Below are 15,539 nucleotides of genomic sequence, written 5' to 3' on the forward strand. Positions count from 1 at the left end.
TGTTGAATACAGAAATCATCTTCTTGATGCCGCCTAACTTTTTTTAAAATGTCCTTTACAAAGGGTACGGATTAAATCACACCTACCTTTTTTATTTCATCTTAATCTTTTCTGGTTGAAACCAAATTGGCTTTAATAGCTCAAAGTCTTTATGATCCTCTAAAACTATAGTAAGACGTTCTAACGTATCATCTAACATATGCGGTGCTGCTCGTAATGTCCAGACAACTGAAGAGAAAACTGTCATGCCAACGTACACTGCATATAATTTCCAGAACTCCTCAGGTATTCTTCCGTTATAATATCCAGTAATTTGCCCAATCGCATATGGGATACTAATGTCTCGTCCAAATAGTGCGATTTTTACGAAATCATGAAGTGGGTCGCCCCAATCATAGCCATTAAAATCAACAACACCTACATATTTCCCATCTCGCACAATTATATTTTCTAAATGAAAATCATCGTGTTGAAATCGATTTGGGCGGTTTTGTAAATACATTTCATTTTCATCGATAAACTGTATGATTTTATCATCATTTTTTATTTTTATTCCGCATGTTTTATATGCCTCTACATATTTTCGATGTTTTTTCATTGCTCTTTCATACCATGGAAGTAAATCCTTAGGAGCTTCATATGTATGCATTTTTGCTAAATCTTTTCCTGCCTCTATACCAATTTCATATTGTTCTTTTGGTGAATACGTGGGCAATAGCTTCTTTGCATCTTCCCCTTCTAAATATGAAAAAATACTATAGCATACACTTTCATCTTCCAATATACCTATTTCAATCGGCTTTTGTGCCTGTATGTTACGTTTTGCCATTTCATTTAAAATTTGAAACTCTATTTTTCTTCTTTCATACTCTTGTATATCGCCAATCCGTAACAAATATTTTTCCTCATCAATTGTCGTAACTATATATTTCTTATCCGGTGAAAAACCTTTAGAAATTTCTACAATATTCGTTGCATCTTTTACTATTTGTATATTGTTTTGCCATGTTGTAATTGTTTTCATGTATATTCCTCCTTACATTTCTACATTTGGTGTATAAGCCACTTCTATAATAAACCCATTCGGATCATAAAAATCAATCGTATAGTACCCTTCCGAATAATGATTCATTTCCATCGGACCACGTATTATCTTTATTTTCGTGCTAGAAAGAAATTCTGCTACCTCATCAACTATTTTTCTATTAATAGCTTGGTAACAAATATGTCTTGGTCCTAAAGTTCTTACGATTTCTTCATCTACTTCTTTAAAATATATTTCACTTTCTCCTGTGCTATATGCTACTTCATTTAACTTTCTCCAGCCAATTATAGAAAATAACATATCATAAAAAGAAATGGACTCCTCTAAATTCGCTACCCAAAATTCAATATGATGAATACCTGCTCAAAGTGTATTCATATTAAGAATACGCCCCTTGTACTACTTGCACAATTTCCATCGGTTTATTAACCATATAATCTGGTGCATCTTTTTTCACTGTTTCAATGACATCATATCCCCAAGATACCCATATTACGTTCACCCCAGCCTTTTTACACGCTGCTACGTCTCGCTGTTCGTCACCGACGTATAACATATCTTTCTCCGTTATCTTTTTCGATTTTAAAAACCTTTTAATCATTTTATCTTTACCGAACAAATTTTTAGAACAATACACTTCTTGTATATTTTCTATATCATTATTGTGTAAAAACGCCCGAATATGCTCTTCTGAGTTGGATGATATGACTGCAATTCCGTAACCTTTTTTATGTAGTTCATCTAATACTTCCTTCATCCCATGGAACAAAATAAGATCTTTTATGGCAGGTTGATACAATTTATAAAACTCCAGCGCTAATATTGGTAGTTTATACAGCGGTACATCAAGTTGTTTACATCTTTCTGGCATCGTTAATTTACGTAAATACTCAATTTCTTCTTCCCTTACCGTTTTATATCCGTTCTTTTCAGCAAGTTGATTATAAATTGGTACAAATATATTTTGTGAATCTACTAATGTGCCATCAAAGTCAAAAACAATATATTTTTGCATTGTCCTACTCCCTTTACTTCTTTTTCTAAACCTATTTTATTCAACAACATAGTCGTCTTACCCTTCTATAAACATAAAAAAAGAACAAGATTTCTCTTGTTCTTTTTAAGAAAGCCATTTTGGCGGCACATTCGTATTCCAATAAATATTTCCCAACTCATGATGTCCGGAGTACCCATCATCAAAACGGTGATAGTGGAAATTAAAATAATACCCATCTTGCGGTGGATGATCTCTTCTTACGTGGAAACGCAATAAGTCATTTCCTGTTTTCGTATCGTAAACGTGAAAAATCTTTTCATTATTTCCACCAGCTGGTTTTTGAGAAATCGCTAATGATTGTAACGAATCTTCCGGTACATCATTTGCTAGTTCAGCAATTGCCTCTTCAATCTTCGGTAATATTACATCTTTAAACTCATCTTCAATTACTGGACCAATTTTAGTACCAAACTTTTGCATCGACTGTTTCTCTGCTTCTTGCATTGCATAAGTAATAAAAGTATCGGTGGTTAACCTGTCATTCGTTTCTTCATATGTATAGGACGTACTCTCCAAATTTTGTTGCCCAGCTGTGCTCGTAGGCTTGTCCGCAGCTTTGGCATTATCAAGCAATATGGAAGGAGGCGTCACTAAACCAAATGTAAATACGGTAATTAATGCGACTAAGGTTTTTCTAAACCAATTTGGCATGTATGTTTCCTCCCCTTTCACTCATTATATTTTATATAACGGTTGTTTTCTCTATTATACAAAATGATTGTAATTTTTGCACTTTACAATTTTGTTAACGTTCACATATTTTTCACTTGAATATGAAATTGTAAGATTTCATACAATAAAAATACAACAATAATGAGGAGGAGCTCCGATGACTTTAGATGCCATGTATTCCGCCGCAAGCATACTCGTTTTAGTATATTTTATTTATCAATGTGTTACGGATTAGAAAAAAGAGCCATTTTTCGGCTCTTTTTTCTATGGTAAGAATACTATCCAACCAATCCATACTATAAAAATGACTCCAGCAATTAAAGCTGGTAATAAATAAAAATGAGAAAGTATAACTATTCCATATAAAAGTATTACTGGAAGTAATAAATAGCCATCTGCCCTCCATCTTAACAATAGTAATTTTCCTTCATCACAATATAAATGAAGAAACATTTTTTTCGCAAACTCAGTCCAATAATCGCGTGCATAGCGGGAAATTGCAAATAAAGCAAATGCAAGAATAATAGCGGCAATCCATTTCGGACTCATAATAATACTGACAATGCTTATACATACAATTTGAATATAAAATATTCGTGCACTACTTGTACGGAAAAATTCTTTTAAAAAGGATTCAACAATACGATAATCCGTTTTCTTTCCTAAAAACTTTTTAGAACGCGGAAACATCCACGGCTTTTTATTCGAACTACTCGGTTTAGCTGCATGACCACCAACTTGCATAATCCCACTCGTCCAGCGCATACTTTCTTCTTTTTCTCTCTCAACTTCTTTAAAAAAGCAATTTTTATAATTTAATTTTTCTTTTATCAATATGATAATTAGAAACACTGCTAGACCGATACTTAGTATAGAATACAATGGATTTTTATAAATAAGAAACAAACTCAATCCAAAAAAGGATAGACTTATAGAAAATATTACATTTTTTATAATCCATAGTAGCCATCGTTTCCCCACACGTACATGAATAAATCTCGTTAATAACGCCAACAAAAATCGAAATATAGTAAAGAATAGCCAAAATAATACGACTTGTATCTTCGTCACTCCAATACTTTTCATCAACACTGGTAACATCGCAACAACAACTACTACATTCGTTATTGCTATTCGAATAAACGTATATGTCATGCCATACTGGATTAACTTTTTCATGTGAACAGGATACGAAATTAAAAATAAACTATCCGCTTGCTCAAAAAATGAGCGAACTCCTCTTGCATATGTAATCACATAAAATGCGAGTAGGCCTAATCCGAAAAAAACCGTCTCTCCTATCGCTAGTTCTTCCATCCATAGTGAACGATAATAAATTCCCATAAATATAAGTGCCGGAATAATAATATATAGCGCAACCGTCCAATCAGTTATAGAACGTATGGACTTCCATTTGCGCCCCAGTTCATGGCGTAATCTTTTATAAAATTGTTTTTTAATCATGCTGTTCACGCCTTACGATTACATCAAAACAATCTAATAATGAACTTCCTGGCATTTCTGCTAACGTTTGAATTGCCTCTAAATGGCCATCTGCGACTAATGTACCTTGAGAGATGAGTAAAAATCTTTCGCAAATTCTTTCAGCTGTATCTAATACGTGCGTACAAAGTAAAATTCCTGCCCCGCGTTCTTTTTCTTTATATAAATAACTTAAAAACTCTTTCGTAGCTACTGGATCTAGTCCGATAAAAGGTTCGTCAATGATATAAAAATCTGGTTCTGTTAAAAACGCTAATATAAGCATCGATTTTTGTTTCATACCTTTAGAAAACTTTGATAAATACTCATGTTTATGCTTATCCATTCGAAACATATGTAATAACTCTTCAGCTTTCCGTTCCCAGCTTCCGGCTTCGTTCTCGCGAGCTGCCATTAATAATTCAATATGTTCCCAAAGCGTCAAATAATCATAATATGTCGGGTGTTCTGGCACATATGCATACGGATTTTTCTTCTCGCCAAATGATATTTCACCATCCACATTTACAAGTAACCCGAGTATCGTTTTAATCGTCGTACTTTTCCCGGCACCATTTGCACCAATAAGAGCAACTAATTCACCTTTTTCAATAGAAAAAGCGATATCATGAATTGTTTTTTCACCTATTTCATATCCAGCAGAACGGATATTTACTTCTAACATACATTCCCCTTCTTTCCATTTCCAATACAAACAAGGAAAAGAATAATATATAACTATTTATATATCATTATAAAATATTTACTTTCCTAGCAGGAAAAAATATTTTTTAACAGAATAATAAATGTTTGATTACATTTTATTGGAGTGGATAATATGTCTTTTCAAATTCGTGAAGCGACGATAGACGATATAGATGCGCTTTGCTCTTTGACGAAAGAATTAAAAGGTTCCTCTATTTCCTATGAAGATATGAACAACCGATTGCAATTCGTACAAATGAGTCCTTTTGATTTTTTATATGTTTATGAGGAAGAAGAAACTATATTTGGATTACTTGGGTTTCGTATACGTGAAAATTTAGAAGATGTAACTCGTTATGGGGAAATTTCAATTATTAGCGTTGATTCTACAATACGACGAAAAGGCATTGGGCAAGTATTAATGGATTATGCAGAGCAATTAGCAAAGAAGCATAATTGCATTGGCACATGGCTAGTTAGTGGAACAAAAAGAGTAGAGGCTCATCCTTTTTACAAAAAATTAGGATATGAAGTAAATGGTTACCGATTTGTAAAATATTTTTAAACTACTTTTTAACGGAAAGGACTATAACTATGACAAACTTTCAAGCAATTTTCATTGACCGTGACGGTACAATTGGTGGCGATACTACAATACATTACCCAGGATCATTTACATTATTTCCTTTTACAAAAACATCCTTGCAAAAACTAAAAGCTAATCATATAAAAATTTTCTCTTTTACAAACCAGCCAGGTATCGCTGACGGGATAGCAACTGTAACCGATTTTGTACAAGAATTAGAAGGCTTCGGTTTTGATGATATTTATGTATGTCCTCATAAACACGGTGATGGTTGCGAATGTCGTAAACCAAATACAGGCATGCTGCTACAAGCAGCTGAAAGACACGGGCTTGATTTAACACAATGTGCTGTAATTGGTGATCGCTGGACTGATATCGTTGCAGGAGCAAAAGTGAATGCGTCAACGATTTTAGTACGAACAGGCGCTGGATACGACGCTTTACATACGTACCGAGACAAGTGGGCACATATTGAACCAAACTACATTGCAGAAAACTTTGAAGATGCGACAAATTGGCTTTTAAGTCAACTATAATGCAAATGAAAAGAGACGCCTTCAAAATGAAAGCGCCTCTTTTCATCTAATATTTTTTAAAACGTCAATTCATAATGGAAATAACGATTATCTCTCAAATAACCATTTTCAGCGTATAATCGCTGCGCTGATAAATTATCAATCTCCGTTTGTAATTTTACACCTTTTGCACCATTTTCTAAGGCAAATTCTTTCGCAGCTTCTAATAATTTTTTTCCTGTTCCTGCTCCGCGCTTAGCAGCTTGCACAAATAAATCATTTAAAATCCATAATTCTTTCATCGAAATAGAAGAAAATGATGGATATAATTGCGTGAATCCAATATATTCCCCGTCTTCAACTGCCACGAAAATAACTGATTCTTTTTTCTCGATTCGATTTCTTAAAAATACTTTTGCTCCTTCTAAATCGGAATCTTGTCTATAAAACATACGATAGTTATTAAAAACTGATGCTAGTCCATCTAAATCTGCAATTGTTGCCTCATATATTCTCATTTTACTCCATTCCCCTTCCAATACTGTCTCATTATATCCGTGGCCCATTTAGGCTGTACGATTTCTTCTTTCGGCATAAACTCTTTCATTATCGGCTTTATATCCAATATAGGGGTACCATCAATAGCATCTAACCCCTCAACAATAATTGATTTACCTTCTCTTTTCATTACCTTTACAATGGTTGCTCCTATACGATTCGGACGATTTTTCCCGCGCTGTGCAAAAATCCCTACTTTAGGATAATCATGATTATTTCTAGGATGTCTAGCAACATATTGAATTTGTTCATCAGTTACTTTGTGAAAATAAAAAACTACTTCAATATGAGAAAAATCTTCAATCCCTTGTATACTTTCTTCTGTATACATTTCCGTTAAAGTAATATAGGATTTTACTTCTCCCCACTCATCGTCTTTTATTTCCTTTCTTTCATTATGTACAAATGCGATTGGTTGAACTGAAAACATACGCATTCCCCCTTACATGTAACCACTTACATTATAAAATATTTTCTGAATGTTTTCCACATATACAAATTAGGTTACATAATATAATTATAATCTATTTCCTACAGCGAAATTAACTGCTTCAACTGCATGTATATAAGTCGTATCGAATATTGGAATGGATACGTCTTCCTGCTTTATTAATAATCCTATTTCTGTACATCCTAAAATGATACCCTGTGCGCCTTTTTGCACTAAATCTTCTATAACTGTTTTATAATACTCTCTGGATTGAGATACGATTTTTCCTAAACATAATTCTGTATATATGACTTCGTTTATTTTTTCTCTATTTTTTTCTAATGGCACTATGACTTTTATATCATTCTCTTTAATACGTGATTTATAGAAATCTTGCTCCATTGTATATTTTGTTCCAAGTAAACCAACAGTTTGAATACCTTTTCTTTTCATTTCTTTCGCAGTTGCATCTGCGATATGTAAAACTGGAATATGAATATTCTCCTTTATTTTCTCAATTACTTTATGCATTGTATTTGTGCAAATAATAATAAAGTCTGCGCCTCCCATTTGTAATGAATATGCTGCATTCCCTAGAATTTCTCCTGCACTATCCCAATCACCGCTAGACTGGAATCCTTCAATCTCTTCAAAGTCTACACTATTAATTAAACATTTAGCTGAATGTAACCCACCTAATCTACTTTTTATTTCTTCATTTATGATTCGATAATATTCAGCAGTTGATTCCCAACTCATACCACCAATAAGACCTATCGTTTTCATTAAACCCACACCCACCTTATACTATTTATTCAAGATAATTTCGAAATTTTATTATGTATATTATACATAATAAAACAAGACTTTACGTTTGATATATAAAGTCTTGCTTTAACTATTTCCAAGGAAATTTTATAAGAATATTCTGAAATTAATCACCTAATGTTTTTATAGAATCTTCATATCGATAATGAAAACATTCTCGATACAACTGTTTAATTTCATCATATGATGGCACACGTGGGTTATTTGCTGGACTTCCACTTTCAATTGCATCTGACGCCATTTTAGAAATAGCTTTTTCAAATTCAACTTCACCAATTCCGTATTCTTTTAAATTTGGAATACGAAGATCAAAACAAAGTTTTTTTATTTCCCCCAGCGTGTAGTCGGCTACTTCTTCATCACAATAGGAATACAAATCTTTATTTAAACAGCGGCCGATTTCCGCTAATCTTTTTACCGCACTACCTTTTGTATATTCTAAAACTGTAGGTAATAGTATTGCATTTGATATACCGTGTGGTACATGAAATAATGCCCCAACTGGCCTCGACATTCCATGAACTAACGTAACAGATGCGTTTGAAAATGCAATTCCAGCTTGTAAGGAAGCAATCATCATCGCTTCTCTTGCCTCCATATTCTCCCCATCTTCATAAGCAATACGTAAATATTTCATAATACTTTCAATTGCTGAAAGAGCGAGTACATCTGTAAGTGATTGTGAAACTTTAGAAATATATGCTTCGACTGCATGACATAATGCATCGATCCCTGTTGCTGCTGTAATATGAGGTGGTACAGAACGTGTTAAAATCGGATCAATAATCGCTACTTGCGGGGTAAAACTCGGATGCTTCATCATCATTTTTACATCTGTTCGTTTATTCGTAATTACTGCTACACTTGTTACTTCTGACCCAGTACCCGAAGTTGTTGGAATTGCAATGAGCGGTAGCGGATCATTGTCTATTTCCATATCCTTTTGGACATAATCTTCTACTTCTCCGCCATTTGTATATAACACCGCAACTGCTTTTGCTGCATCAATACAACTTCCACCACCAAGACCGATAATAAAATCACACTTTTCTTCTTTACAAATAGTTAACGCCTCTAACACGTGTATATTTGTAGGCTCAGCATTTACCTTATTATATGTAATAACGGTAATACCTTTTGTATTTAATTGTTGTATACAACTCTCAACATATCCTAAATTCTCCATAATTGTATCCGTAACTATAAACGCTCTTTTCCCGAATTTCTTGGATTGTTCCCCCAGTTTTTCAAGCGAATTTCTTCCATATAATACAGACTTCGGCATACGAAATTCAGCAACTTCTTGCAACTACTCCACCTCTTCTTTCCCTAATTCATGTTTTCGTCTATAAAATATCTATTTAATAAATCCCTGTTAAAGTATAGAACGTGATAACTAAAAATACAGCAAGCGTTTTCAAAACTGTAATTGCAAAAATATCTTTATATGACTGTTTATGAGTTAATCCGGTTACTGTAAGAATAGTAATAATAGCCCCGTTATGTGGTAGTGTATCCATTCCTCCTGATGCCATTGATACGATACGATGCATTACTTCTAACGGAATATCAAATTGATGAGCCGCTGCAATAAACTTATCTCCCATTGCACTTAAAACGATTCCCATTCCTCCTGATGCAGAGCCTGTAATACCGGCTAAAATATTAGTCGTGACTGCTCCATTCACGAGAGGGTTTGTGAATGTGGCAGAAATGCCATCTCTCATGATTGCAAAACCTGGAAGTGCGGCGATGACACCACCAAAACCAAACTCAGCTCCTGTATTCATTGTCGCAAGTAACGCTCCGCCAATACTTGTATTCAATCCAGCTTGAAATCCTGTTACGACTTGTTTCCAATATAATAATAACGTTGTTACAATACCTATTATAAATGCCAATTCTACCGACCAAATTCCAACTACTGCACTTAATTCTACTTTGCCAAATGCTTTCATACCAATTGTAGAAAAATCAAAACCATTCGGATACCACTTCGGTATCATGATAGTAAAAACTTTATTCATTACACCTACTAAAACAAGTGGTATAAAAGCAATTACTTGCTGTGCTCTTGTAATTTCAAGGCTTTTCAGTAACGGCATATCTTTTTGTTCTACTTGTAAAGAAGCTGCCATTTCCGTATTCCCATCGTTAAAACCAAAATATCCTTCTCCAGCTGCTTTCGCCTTCTTACGTCTACTCTCTAAATATAGTAAACCTAACGTAAGTACAAAAATTGCTCCTACAATACCAAGTACCGGCGCAGCATAAATGTCTGTTTTAAAAAACGTTGTAGGTATTACGTTTTGAATTTGTGGTGATCCAGGTAGCGCATCCATCGTAAACGTGACTGCTCCAAGAACAATCGTTCCAGGGATTAAACGTTTTGGAATATTCGCTTGTCGAAACAGCTTTGCTGCGAATGGATATACAGCAAACACTACTACATACACACTAACACCGCTATATGTTAAAATAGCCCCCATTAATACAATTGCTAATATCGTACGTTTTTCACCAACTAACTCTATAATTGTCTTTGCAATTGAGTCCGCAATTCCTGACATTTCTACTACTTTCCCAAATATTGCTCCAAGTAAAAATACAGGAAAATATAGTTTAATAAAACCTACCATTTTCTCCATAAAAATATTCGAAAAGAAAGGTAATACAAAACTAGGCTCTGTCAAAAACACTGCAAATAAAGCAAAAATCGGTGCAAATAAAATAACAGAAAAGCCTCTATAAGCTACAAACATAAGTAAACTAAGTGCTAATAATATAATAACTAGCTCCAATTATACCCCTCATTTAACAGAATATTCAAACTTTTATCGATAAACTTCTACTACTAATCTTTTGATTCTGACATCCCTCCTCTTATTCATACAAATTTTTCATGCTAAAAATGTCTAATTATAAGTATTCGATTACATATGAAAAATCCCTTTAAACAAAAAACGATTTCATCATCATACGTTATAAAGGGATTATTAGTCTCTATATTTACTTCTTTATCAAACTATTTTCTAAACAAAAATGATGTAGTTCTTTTACATCATTTACGATATGAGTCGCACCAACTTCAGTCAATTCCATTTCACTACCATAGCCATATAAAACGCCAATCGATGCAATTTCATTATGATTCGCGCCGATTATATCGTGCTTTCTATCTCCAATCATAACAATTTCTTCTTTATTAAGTTCTTCATTTGTTTGTAAAATATGAGCAATGATTTCTTCTTTTTTTATTCTTGTACCATCTAAATTACTTCCAATGATACCTTCGAAATAATTTGTTAGTTGAAAATACTCTACAACTTGTTCAGCAAATATAGTAGGCTTTGAAGTTGCTATAAATAAACGATTTCCAGTATCTTTTAATTGTTTTAAAAGATTTGGAATACCCTCGTAAACATTATTCTCCAACAATCCACGTTGCTTTAAATATTCTCTGAAATAAAAAACAGCTCGTTCAACTTCTCCTTCATTCATATTATATCTCTCTACAAATGATTGCTGGATGGGTGGACCAATAAATGAATCTAACTCGCTTATATGTAATTCTTCAATGCCAACCTTTTTTAATGCATACAATACTGAATTGACAATCCCTTCTTTCGGATCCGTCAATGTTCCATCTAAATCAAATAAATATGTTGTGTACACGTTTCAATCCCCCACTCATTTTACTTTATAAGTAACCTATAACAGATCTCCCCTCTTTCCCTTCTATTATAATACTATCATTATCTTTTTTTCTGAAAAATTACTTTTCCTATGTCACATACTTTCAGTTACAAAAAAAGATACATATGGTAAAGTGAAAAAGTTACAATTATTTTAATAGAAACTGGTGAAACAAATGTCAATTACGTTAATTTTTATAATGGCTTTCACAATTATTATCCATGCGGTTGAAACTAGCTCTTATAGTATTCGATTAGCTGGTGTACGTTTAAAAAAGATTGCCGTTGCCTTATCCGTCGTAGGAATGGTACTGCTTATTTCTAGAACATCTAACTTACTACAAGCCTTTTTAATCGGTGGTATTGTCGATGAAGCAAAACTAGATTCTTCTATTGATTTAGAGCATATTATACGTCTCGTTCTATTATCTGCTTCTATCGGTACATTACTTGCGATTATACTGTATCCAACTTTGACAAAACTATTTGGATACGTCATTCAAAATTTTGAAACAGATGGTTCATTCATTCGAATGATGAAGACGAATAACATTCAAAAGTTAAAGTACACAAAAAAATATGTACGCTTTCCAAAGTTAGAAATGATTCATAGACTACGCATTGGTGGTATTCCAAAACGTATTATGCTTATTAATATGTTTGCTACTGCCATTTATACAGCAGGTGTTCTTTCTGCCCTTTACGCTTCATTTCTAAATCCAGATTATGCAACAAACGCAAGTACAGCTTCTGGTCTTGTAAATGGTTTTGCTACAATTTTATTAACCGTACTACTCGATCCACGCATCGCTCTTTTAACAGAACGTGCTTTACAATCAGAGAATGGTGCTGAGTCTATGAGTAAAATGTACGGTTGGCTAATGATTTCTAGACTTTTCGGTACATTATTAGCACAACTACTATTTGTACCAGGTGCTTACTGGATTTTATGGATTATTGAACTAATACATTAATTTACTAGAAAGGTGAATATATCAATGAATATCCAAACAGAGCAACATATCATTCGCTTAATAGAAAACGACGAATGGATGATGGACGTATTACAATTAGCAAAATCACTAGAATTACCTGATTGATGGATTTGTGCCGGGTTTGTTCGTTCTAAAATTTGGGATACTTTACATAACTATGAAGCTAAAACGACTATGCCTGATGTTGATGTGATTTATTATGATAGTCTACATAAAGATGAGATATACGAACAATCATTAGAAACGAAATTAATGAATATGGATGCTACTATCCCTTGGTCTGTAAAGAATCAAGCTCGTATGCACGTAGTAAATAATATGCCACCGTATTCTTCTTCTGTTGATGCTATTTCTAAATTCCCTGAAACAGCAACGTCTTTAGGGGTTACATTAGACGAAAAAAACAATGTTATATTAACAGCTCCGTGCGGCATTGAAGATGTTCTTTCCTTACAAGTGAGACCAACAGCTCATTTTCTGGAATCGAAAGAGCGTATACATATGTACAAAAACAGAGTTATTAAAAAGAACTGGCAAAGTAAGTGGCCTAGCATTACAATCACATATCCAGAAATTTAGAAAGGATGCTTCTTATTTAGAGAAGCACCCTTTTCTTCATTTCAAAAAATGTATGACTGTTTCTGCAAACCTATTTGCTTCCTCATAATGAGGTGAATGACCACTTTCTTCAAATACGATATACTTGCCGTTTCGGGCATCTTTATTAAATATTTCAATTTGTTTTTCACACGTTACAACATCATATTTTCCTACTATTAATAACATTGGATTCTGTACATCTTTTATTTTAGATAATAATGACGTATGACATGCTCCCTCTAATTTTAATCTATCAAAGTGAATTTTGGAGCGATTTGAAAATTCTTCCCACTCTTCATCACTATATAAACTCTCATCTGTCTCATCTTCCTTATTATTGTAAATCTCCATTCTTTTTTCTTCTAATTCATCACTTAATCTTATATAAGCTTCTAACAACTCTTCTGAACAAGCATTGCTAGATGAATAAAATAAACACGCTTTTGCTACTTCTTCTTTTCCATATTTTTTTAATAAGTCCGCTGTCTTTTGTAATAAAGCTCTACTTGTTAATGCAAAATCGAAAGTTGGCCCTTCAAATATTATTTTCTCTATTGAACTTGGATATATCGACGCATATAACAATGCTACATATCCACCGAAAGAATGTCCAATTACAGACCACTTCTCAATTTGTAATACTTTTTTTAACTCCTCACAGTCTTCAATTAAATCTTTTAATCCAAAATCTTCGTCCTCAGTAATTTCTTCTGAGCGACAAACACCTCTTTGATCTATCATAATTACATATAAAGAATCTTTTAAACGTTCCGCTTGATGAAATGAAAAATCGTAACAACTTTCTCCTGGTCCACCATGCAAGTATAGAACTGGTTTATTTTTAGGGTTTCCATGCGTTTCAACGTATAGCTTTTTTCCTCTAATATGCATGTATTTCCCTGCTTCTATCAAATTCGCCTTTATGATCATCACCTTCTTTTTTTACTGAATATTATAACATCAACTGTTAAATAATCCCTATTATATTTAAAAAGACGATAATGATTGCGAGTGGTGCTACAAATCGAAGTAAAAACGCCCAACAAGTAAATACTTTCTTTCCATAATTTCCACCTACAAAAAACTCTGCTTCTAATACCTTCTTTTCCATTTTAAATGAAACGAAAATACTAATGAATAGTGCACCAAGTGGCATTAATATATTACTAGATAAGAAGTCTACTGCATCAAAAATATTTTTTCCGAAAATCGTAATATCACTCCATACTCCAAATGATAACGCTGATGGTATACCTACTAAGAAAATGCAGAAACCGATCATCCATGATAACTTTGTTCTTCTTTCTTGTTCGCCATTTGCTACTGCTGAAACAACTGTCTCTAATAGTGAAAATGCCGATGTTAATGTCGCAAATGTAAATAGTGCAAGGAATACTGTTAAGAAAAACCCACCAAATGGAATTTGACTAAATACTGATGGTAATACGATAAATAGTAATCCAGGCCCTTCTGTTGGCTCCATTCCTAATGAAAATACGGCCGGAAAAATTGCAAGTCCTGCAAATAATGAAACAAATAAATTCAATCCAACAATTGTTATTGCTGATTTTGGTAAACTTTCTTTTTTATTTAAATAGGAACTATACGTGACCATAATCGAGATCCCGATACTAATCGCAAAGAAAGATTGCCCCATTGCGAACAAAATACTTTCTGAAGTAATCTTTGAGAAGTCTGGTTGTAAGAAAAACTTCACACCTTCCATTGCATTATCAAGTGTTAATGAGCGAACAATAAGAGCGACAAATAAAACGAACAACGCTGGCAACATATATTTACTTGCTTTTTCAATTCCGTTTTGTACACCTTTTGATACGACCCAAATCGTAATGAACATAAAAGCGAAATGTCCCATAATTGCCCAAACAGGATTTCCAATTGTTTCAGTAAATAATGAACCGTAATTTTGTCCTGGAGTAATAAGTTGTCCCGTTACTCCTCTGAATAAATAAATTAACACCCATCCACCTACAACACTATAAAACGAAAGTAATATAAAACACGTTCCTACGCCAAGGCGTCCAATCCAGTGCCACCCTGTATTTGGTGCAATACTTTTAAATGCGCCAACTGCTTGTTTCTGCGTACTACGTCCAATCATAAATTCAGCTATAAGTAGTGGTAATCCAATTAATACAGTAAATAATATAAAGATTAAAAAGAATGCTCCTCCCCCGCTCTTGCCGGCGATATAAGGAAACTTCCATATTGCGCCAAGTCCAATTGCCGATCCGGCTGCAGCCATTATAAAACCTAATTTCGAAGTCCATTGCTCCGTCTGTTTCATCTCATTTTCCTCCTAATAGAATCATTTTATATAAATAATTAAATTTTATAGACCAATCCGAAT

The 15,539-nt window shown here is 33.6% G+C and carries 18 protein-coding genes; 4 read left to right on the forward strand and 14 right to left on the reverse strand.

Translation table 11 applies throughout. The features are described from left to right. Positions 1 to 91: 91 nt before the first annotated feature. The 6 genes from PDQ33_RS15695 to PDQ33_RS15720 form a co-directional block, all read right to left on the reverse strand. Entirely contained in the window at positions 92 to 1,024 is a 933-nt protein-coding gene (locus tag PDQ33_RS15695) for an aminoglycoside phosphotransferase family protein (RefSeq protein WP_270394361.1), read from the reverse strand. Between the two features lie 12 nt (positions 1,025 to 1,036). Continuing rightward, entirely contained in the window at positions 1,037 to 1,402 is a 366-nt protein-coding gene (locus tag PDQ33_RS15700) for a VOC family protein (protein WP_270394379.1), read from the reverse strand. A 22-nt stretch (positions 1,403 to 1,424) separates the two neighbouring features. Further along, entirely contained in the window at positions 1,425 to 2,060 is a 636-nt protein-coding gene (locus PDQ33_RS15705; RefSeq protein ID WP_061130561.1) for an HAD family hydrolase, read from the reverse strand. A gap of 105 nt (positions 2,061 to 2,165) precedes the next feature. After that, entirely contained in the window at positions 2,166 to 2,753 is a 588-nt protein-coding gene (locus PDQ33_RS15710) for a YpjP family protein (protein WP_001134413.1), read from the reverse strand. Between the two features lie 285 nt (positions 2,754 to 3,038). Beyond that, positions 3,039 to 4,238 carry an ABC transporter permease gene (locus tag PDQ33_RS15715; RefSeq protein WP_061130560.1) on the reverse strand — a complete coding sequence of 400 codons (1,200 nt, stop codon included), beginning with the start codon at positions 4,236 to 4,238 and terminating at the stop codon, positions 3,039 to 3,041. Further along, complete coding sequence (locus PDQ33_RS15720; protein ID WP_000895233.1) at positions 4,231 to 4,941, reverse strand: ABC transporter ATP-binding protein; 711 nt, start codon at positions 4,939 to 4,941, stop codon at positions 4,231 to 4,233. Before PDQ33_RS15720 ends, PDQ33_RS15715 begins: the two co-directional genes overlap by 8 nt. 153 nt (positions 4,942 to 5,094) lie before the next feature. Here PDQ33_RS15720 and PDQ33_RS15725 point away from each other — a divergent pair, with 153 nt between their 5' ends. Both PDQ33_RS15725 and PDQ33_RS15730 read left to right on the forward strand, forming a co-directional pair. After that, on the forward strand, positions 5,095 to 5,526 hold the full coding sequence (locus tag PDQ33_RS15725; RefSeq protein ID WP_000009783.1) for a GNAT family N-acetyltransferase: 432 nt from the start codon (positions 5,095 to 5,097) through the stop codon (positions 5,524 to 5,526). Between the two features lie 29 nt (positions 5,527 to 5,555). Next, positions 5,556 to 6,083 (forward strand): HAD-IIIA family hydrolase, encoded by a 528-nt coding sequence (locus PDQ33_RS15730; RefSeq protein WP_000181094.1) that lies wholly within the window; start codon positions 5,556 to 5,558, stop codon positions 6,081 to 6,083. A 56-nt stretch (positions 6,084 to 6,139) separates the two neighbouring features. Here the strand turns inward: PDQ33_RS15730 and PDQ33_RS15735 are convergent, their stop codons facing one another. From PDQ33_RS15735 to PDQ33_RS15760, 6 genes are all read right to left on the reverse strand, one after another. After that, positions 6,140 to 6,580, reverse strand: coding sequence for a GNAT family N-acetyltransferase (locus PDQ33_RS15735; protein ID WP_001223863.1), 441 nt, complete (start codon positions 6,578 to 6,580; stop codon positions 6,140 to 6,142). Continuing rightward, positions 6,577 to 7,050 carry a tRNA (N6-threonylcarbamoyladenosine(37)-N6)-methyltransferase TrmO gene (tsaA, locus tag PDQ33_RS15740; RefSeq protein WP_000493235.1) on the reverse strand — a complete coding sequence of 158 codons (474 nt, stop codon included), beginning with the start codon at positions 7,048 to 7,050 and terminating at the stop codon, positions 6,577 to 6,579. The genes PDQ33_RS15735 and tsaA overlap by 4 nt, the downstream gene beginning before the upstream one ends. Before the next feature lie 87 nt (positions 7,051 to 7,137). Then, positions 7,138 to 7,836, reverse strand: coding sequence for an aspartate/glutamate racemase family protein (locus PDQ33_RS15745; RefSeq protein WP_000848549.1), 699 nt, complete (start codon positions 7,834 to 7,836; stop codon positions 7,138 to 7,140). A gap of 148 nt (positions 7,837 to 7,984) precedes the next feature. After that, entirely contained in the window at positions 7,985 to 9,187 is a 1,203-nt protein-coding gene (eutG, locus tag PDQ33_RS15750) for an alcohol dehydrogenase EutG (protein WP_001158502.1), read from the reverse strand. Positions 9,188 to 9,239: 52 nt separating this feature from the next. After that, the gene (locus PDQ33_RS15755; RefSeq protein ID WP_270394370.1) at positions 9,240 to 10,679 is read right to left on the reverse strand and encodes a GntP family permease; all 1,440 of its coding nucleotides are present in this window, start codon (positions 10,677 to 10,679) and stop codon (positions 9,240 to 9,242) included. Between the two features lie 208 nt (positions 10,680 to 10,887). After that, positions 10,888 to 11,553: an HAD family hydrolase gene (locus PDQ33_RS15760; protein WP_000288834.1), complete on the reverse strand. Its 666-nt coding sequence runs from the start codon at positions 11,551 to 11,553 to the stop codon at positions 10,888 to 10,890. 196 nt (positions 11,554 to 11,749) lie between these two features. Between PDQ33_RS15760 and PDQ33_RS15765 the strand changes: the two genes are divergently transcribed. After that, positions 11,750 to 12,547: a lipid II flippase Amj family protein gene (locus PDQ33_RS15765; protein WP_000028910.1), complete on the forward strand. Its 798-nt coding sequence runs from the start codon at positions 11,750 to 11,752 to the stop codon at positions 12,545 to 12,547. Positions 12,548 to 12,676: 129 nt separating this feature from the next. Further along, complete coding sequence (locus tag PDQ33_RS15770) at positions 12,677 to 13,147, forward strand: nucleotidyltransferase family protein (RefSeq protein ID WP_270756142.1); 471 nt, start codon at positions 12,677 to 12,679, stop codon at positions 13,145 to 13,147. Positions 13,148 to 13,183: 36 nt separating this feature from the next. On the opposite strand, the gene PDQ33_RS15775 is transcribed toward PDQ33_RS15770, so the two are convergent. After that, entirely contained in the window at positions 13,184 to 14,098 is a 915-nt protein-coding gene (locus PDQ33_RS15775) for an alpha/beta fold hydrolase (RefSeq protein WP_000584223.1), read from the reverse strand. A 37-nt stretch (positions 14,099 to 14,135) separates the two neighbouring features. Next, complete coding sequence (locus tag PDQ33_RS15780) at positions 14,136 to 15,476, reverse strand: sodium-dependent transporter (RefSeq protein WP_270394373.1); 1,341 nt, start codon at positions 15,474 to 15,476, stop codon at positions 14,136 to 14,138. Positions 15,477 to 15,539 lie beyond the last annotated feature (63 nt).

Origin of the sequence: Bacillus cereus group sp. Bc031 (assembly GCF_027716265.1) — a bacterium.
GTDB lineage: Bacteria > Bacillota > Bacilli > Bacillales > Bacillaceae_G > Bacillus_A > Bacillus_A paranthracis.

Excerpts from the sequence above, each read along its gene's own strand:
- PDQ33_RS15695 (WP_270394361.1), bottom strand. The coding sequence starts at position 1,024 with ATGAAAACAATTACAACATGGCAAAACAATATACAAATAGTAAAAGAT.
- PDQ33_RS15705 (WP_061130561.1), bottom strand. The coding sequence starts at position 2,060 with ATGCAAAAATATATTGTTTTTGACTTTGATGGCACATTAGTAGATTCA.
- PDQ33_RS15710 (WP_001134413.1), bottom strand. The coding sequence starts at position 2,753 with ATGCCAAATTGGTTTAGAAAAACCTTAGTCGCATTAATTACCGTATTT.
- PDQ33_RS15715 (WP_061130560.1), bottom strand. The coding sequence starts at position 4,238 with ATGATTAAAAAACAATTTTATAAAAGATTACGCCATGAACTGGGGCGC.
- PDQ33_RS15720 (WP_000895233.1), bottom strand. The coding sequence starts at position 4,941 with ATGTTAGAAGTAAATATCCGTTCTGCTGGATATGAAATAGGTGAAAAA.
- PDQ33_RS15725 (WP_000009783.1), top strand. The coding sequence starts at position 5,095 with ATGTCTTTTCAAATTCGTGAAGCGACGATAGACGATATAGATGCGCTT.
- PDQ33_RS15730 (WP_000181094.1), top strand. The coding sequence starts at position 5,556 with ATGACAAACTTTCAAGCAATTTTCATTGACCGTGACGGTACAATTGGT.
- PDQ33_RS15735 (WP_001223863.1), bottom strand. The coding sequence starts at position 6,580 with ATGAGAATATATGAGGCAACAATTGCAGATTTAGATGGACTAGCATCA.
- tsaA (WP_000493235.1), bottom strand. The coding sequence starts at position 7,050 with ATGTTTTCAGTTCAACCAATCGCATTTGTACATAATGAAAGAAAGGAA.
- PDQ33_RS15745 (WP_000848549.1), bottom strand. The coding sequence starts at position 7,836 with ATGAAAACGATAGGTCTTATTGGTGGTATGAGTTGGGAATCAACTGCT.
- PDQ33_RS15765 (WP_000028910.1), top strand. The coding sequence starts at position 11,750 with ATGTCAATTACGTTAATTTTTATAATGGCTTTCACAATTATTATCCAT.
- PDQ33_RS15775 (WP_000584223.1), bottom strand. The coding sequence starts at position 14,098 with ATGATCATAAAGGCGAATTTGATAGAAGCAGGGAAATACATGCATATT.
- PDQ33_RS15780 (WP_270394373.1), bottom strand. The coding sequence starts at position 15,476 with ATGAAACAGACGGAGCAATGGACTTCGAAATTAGGTTTTATAATGGCT.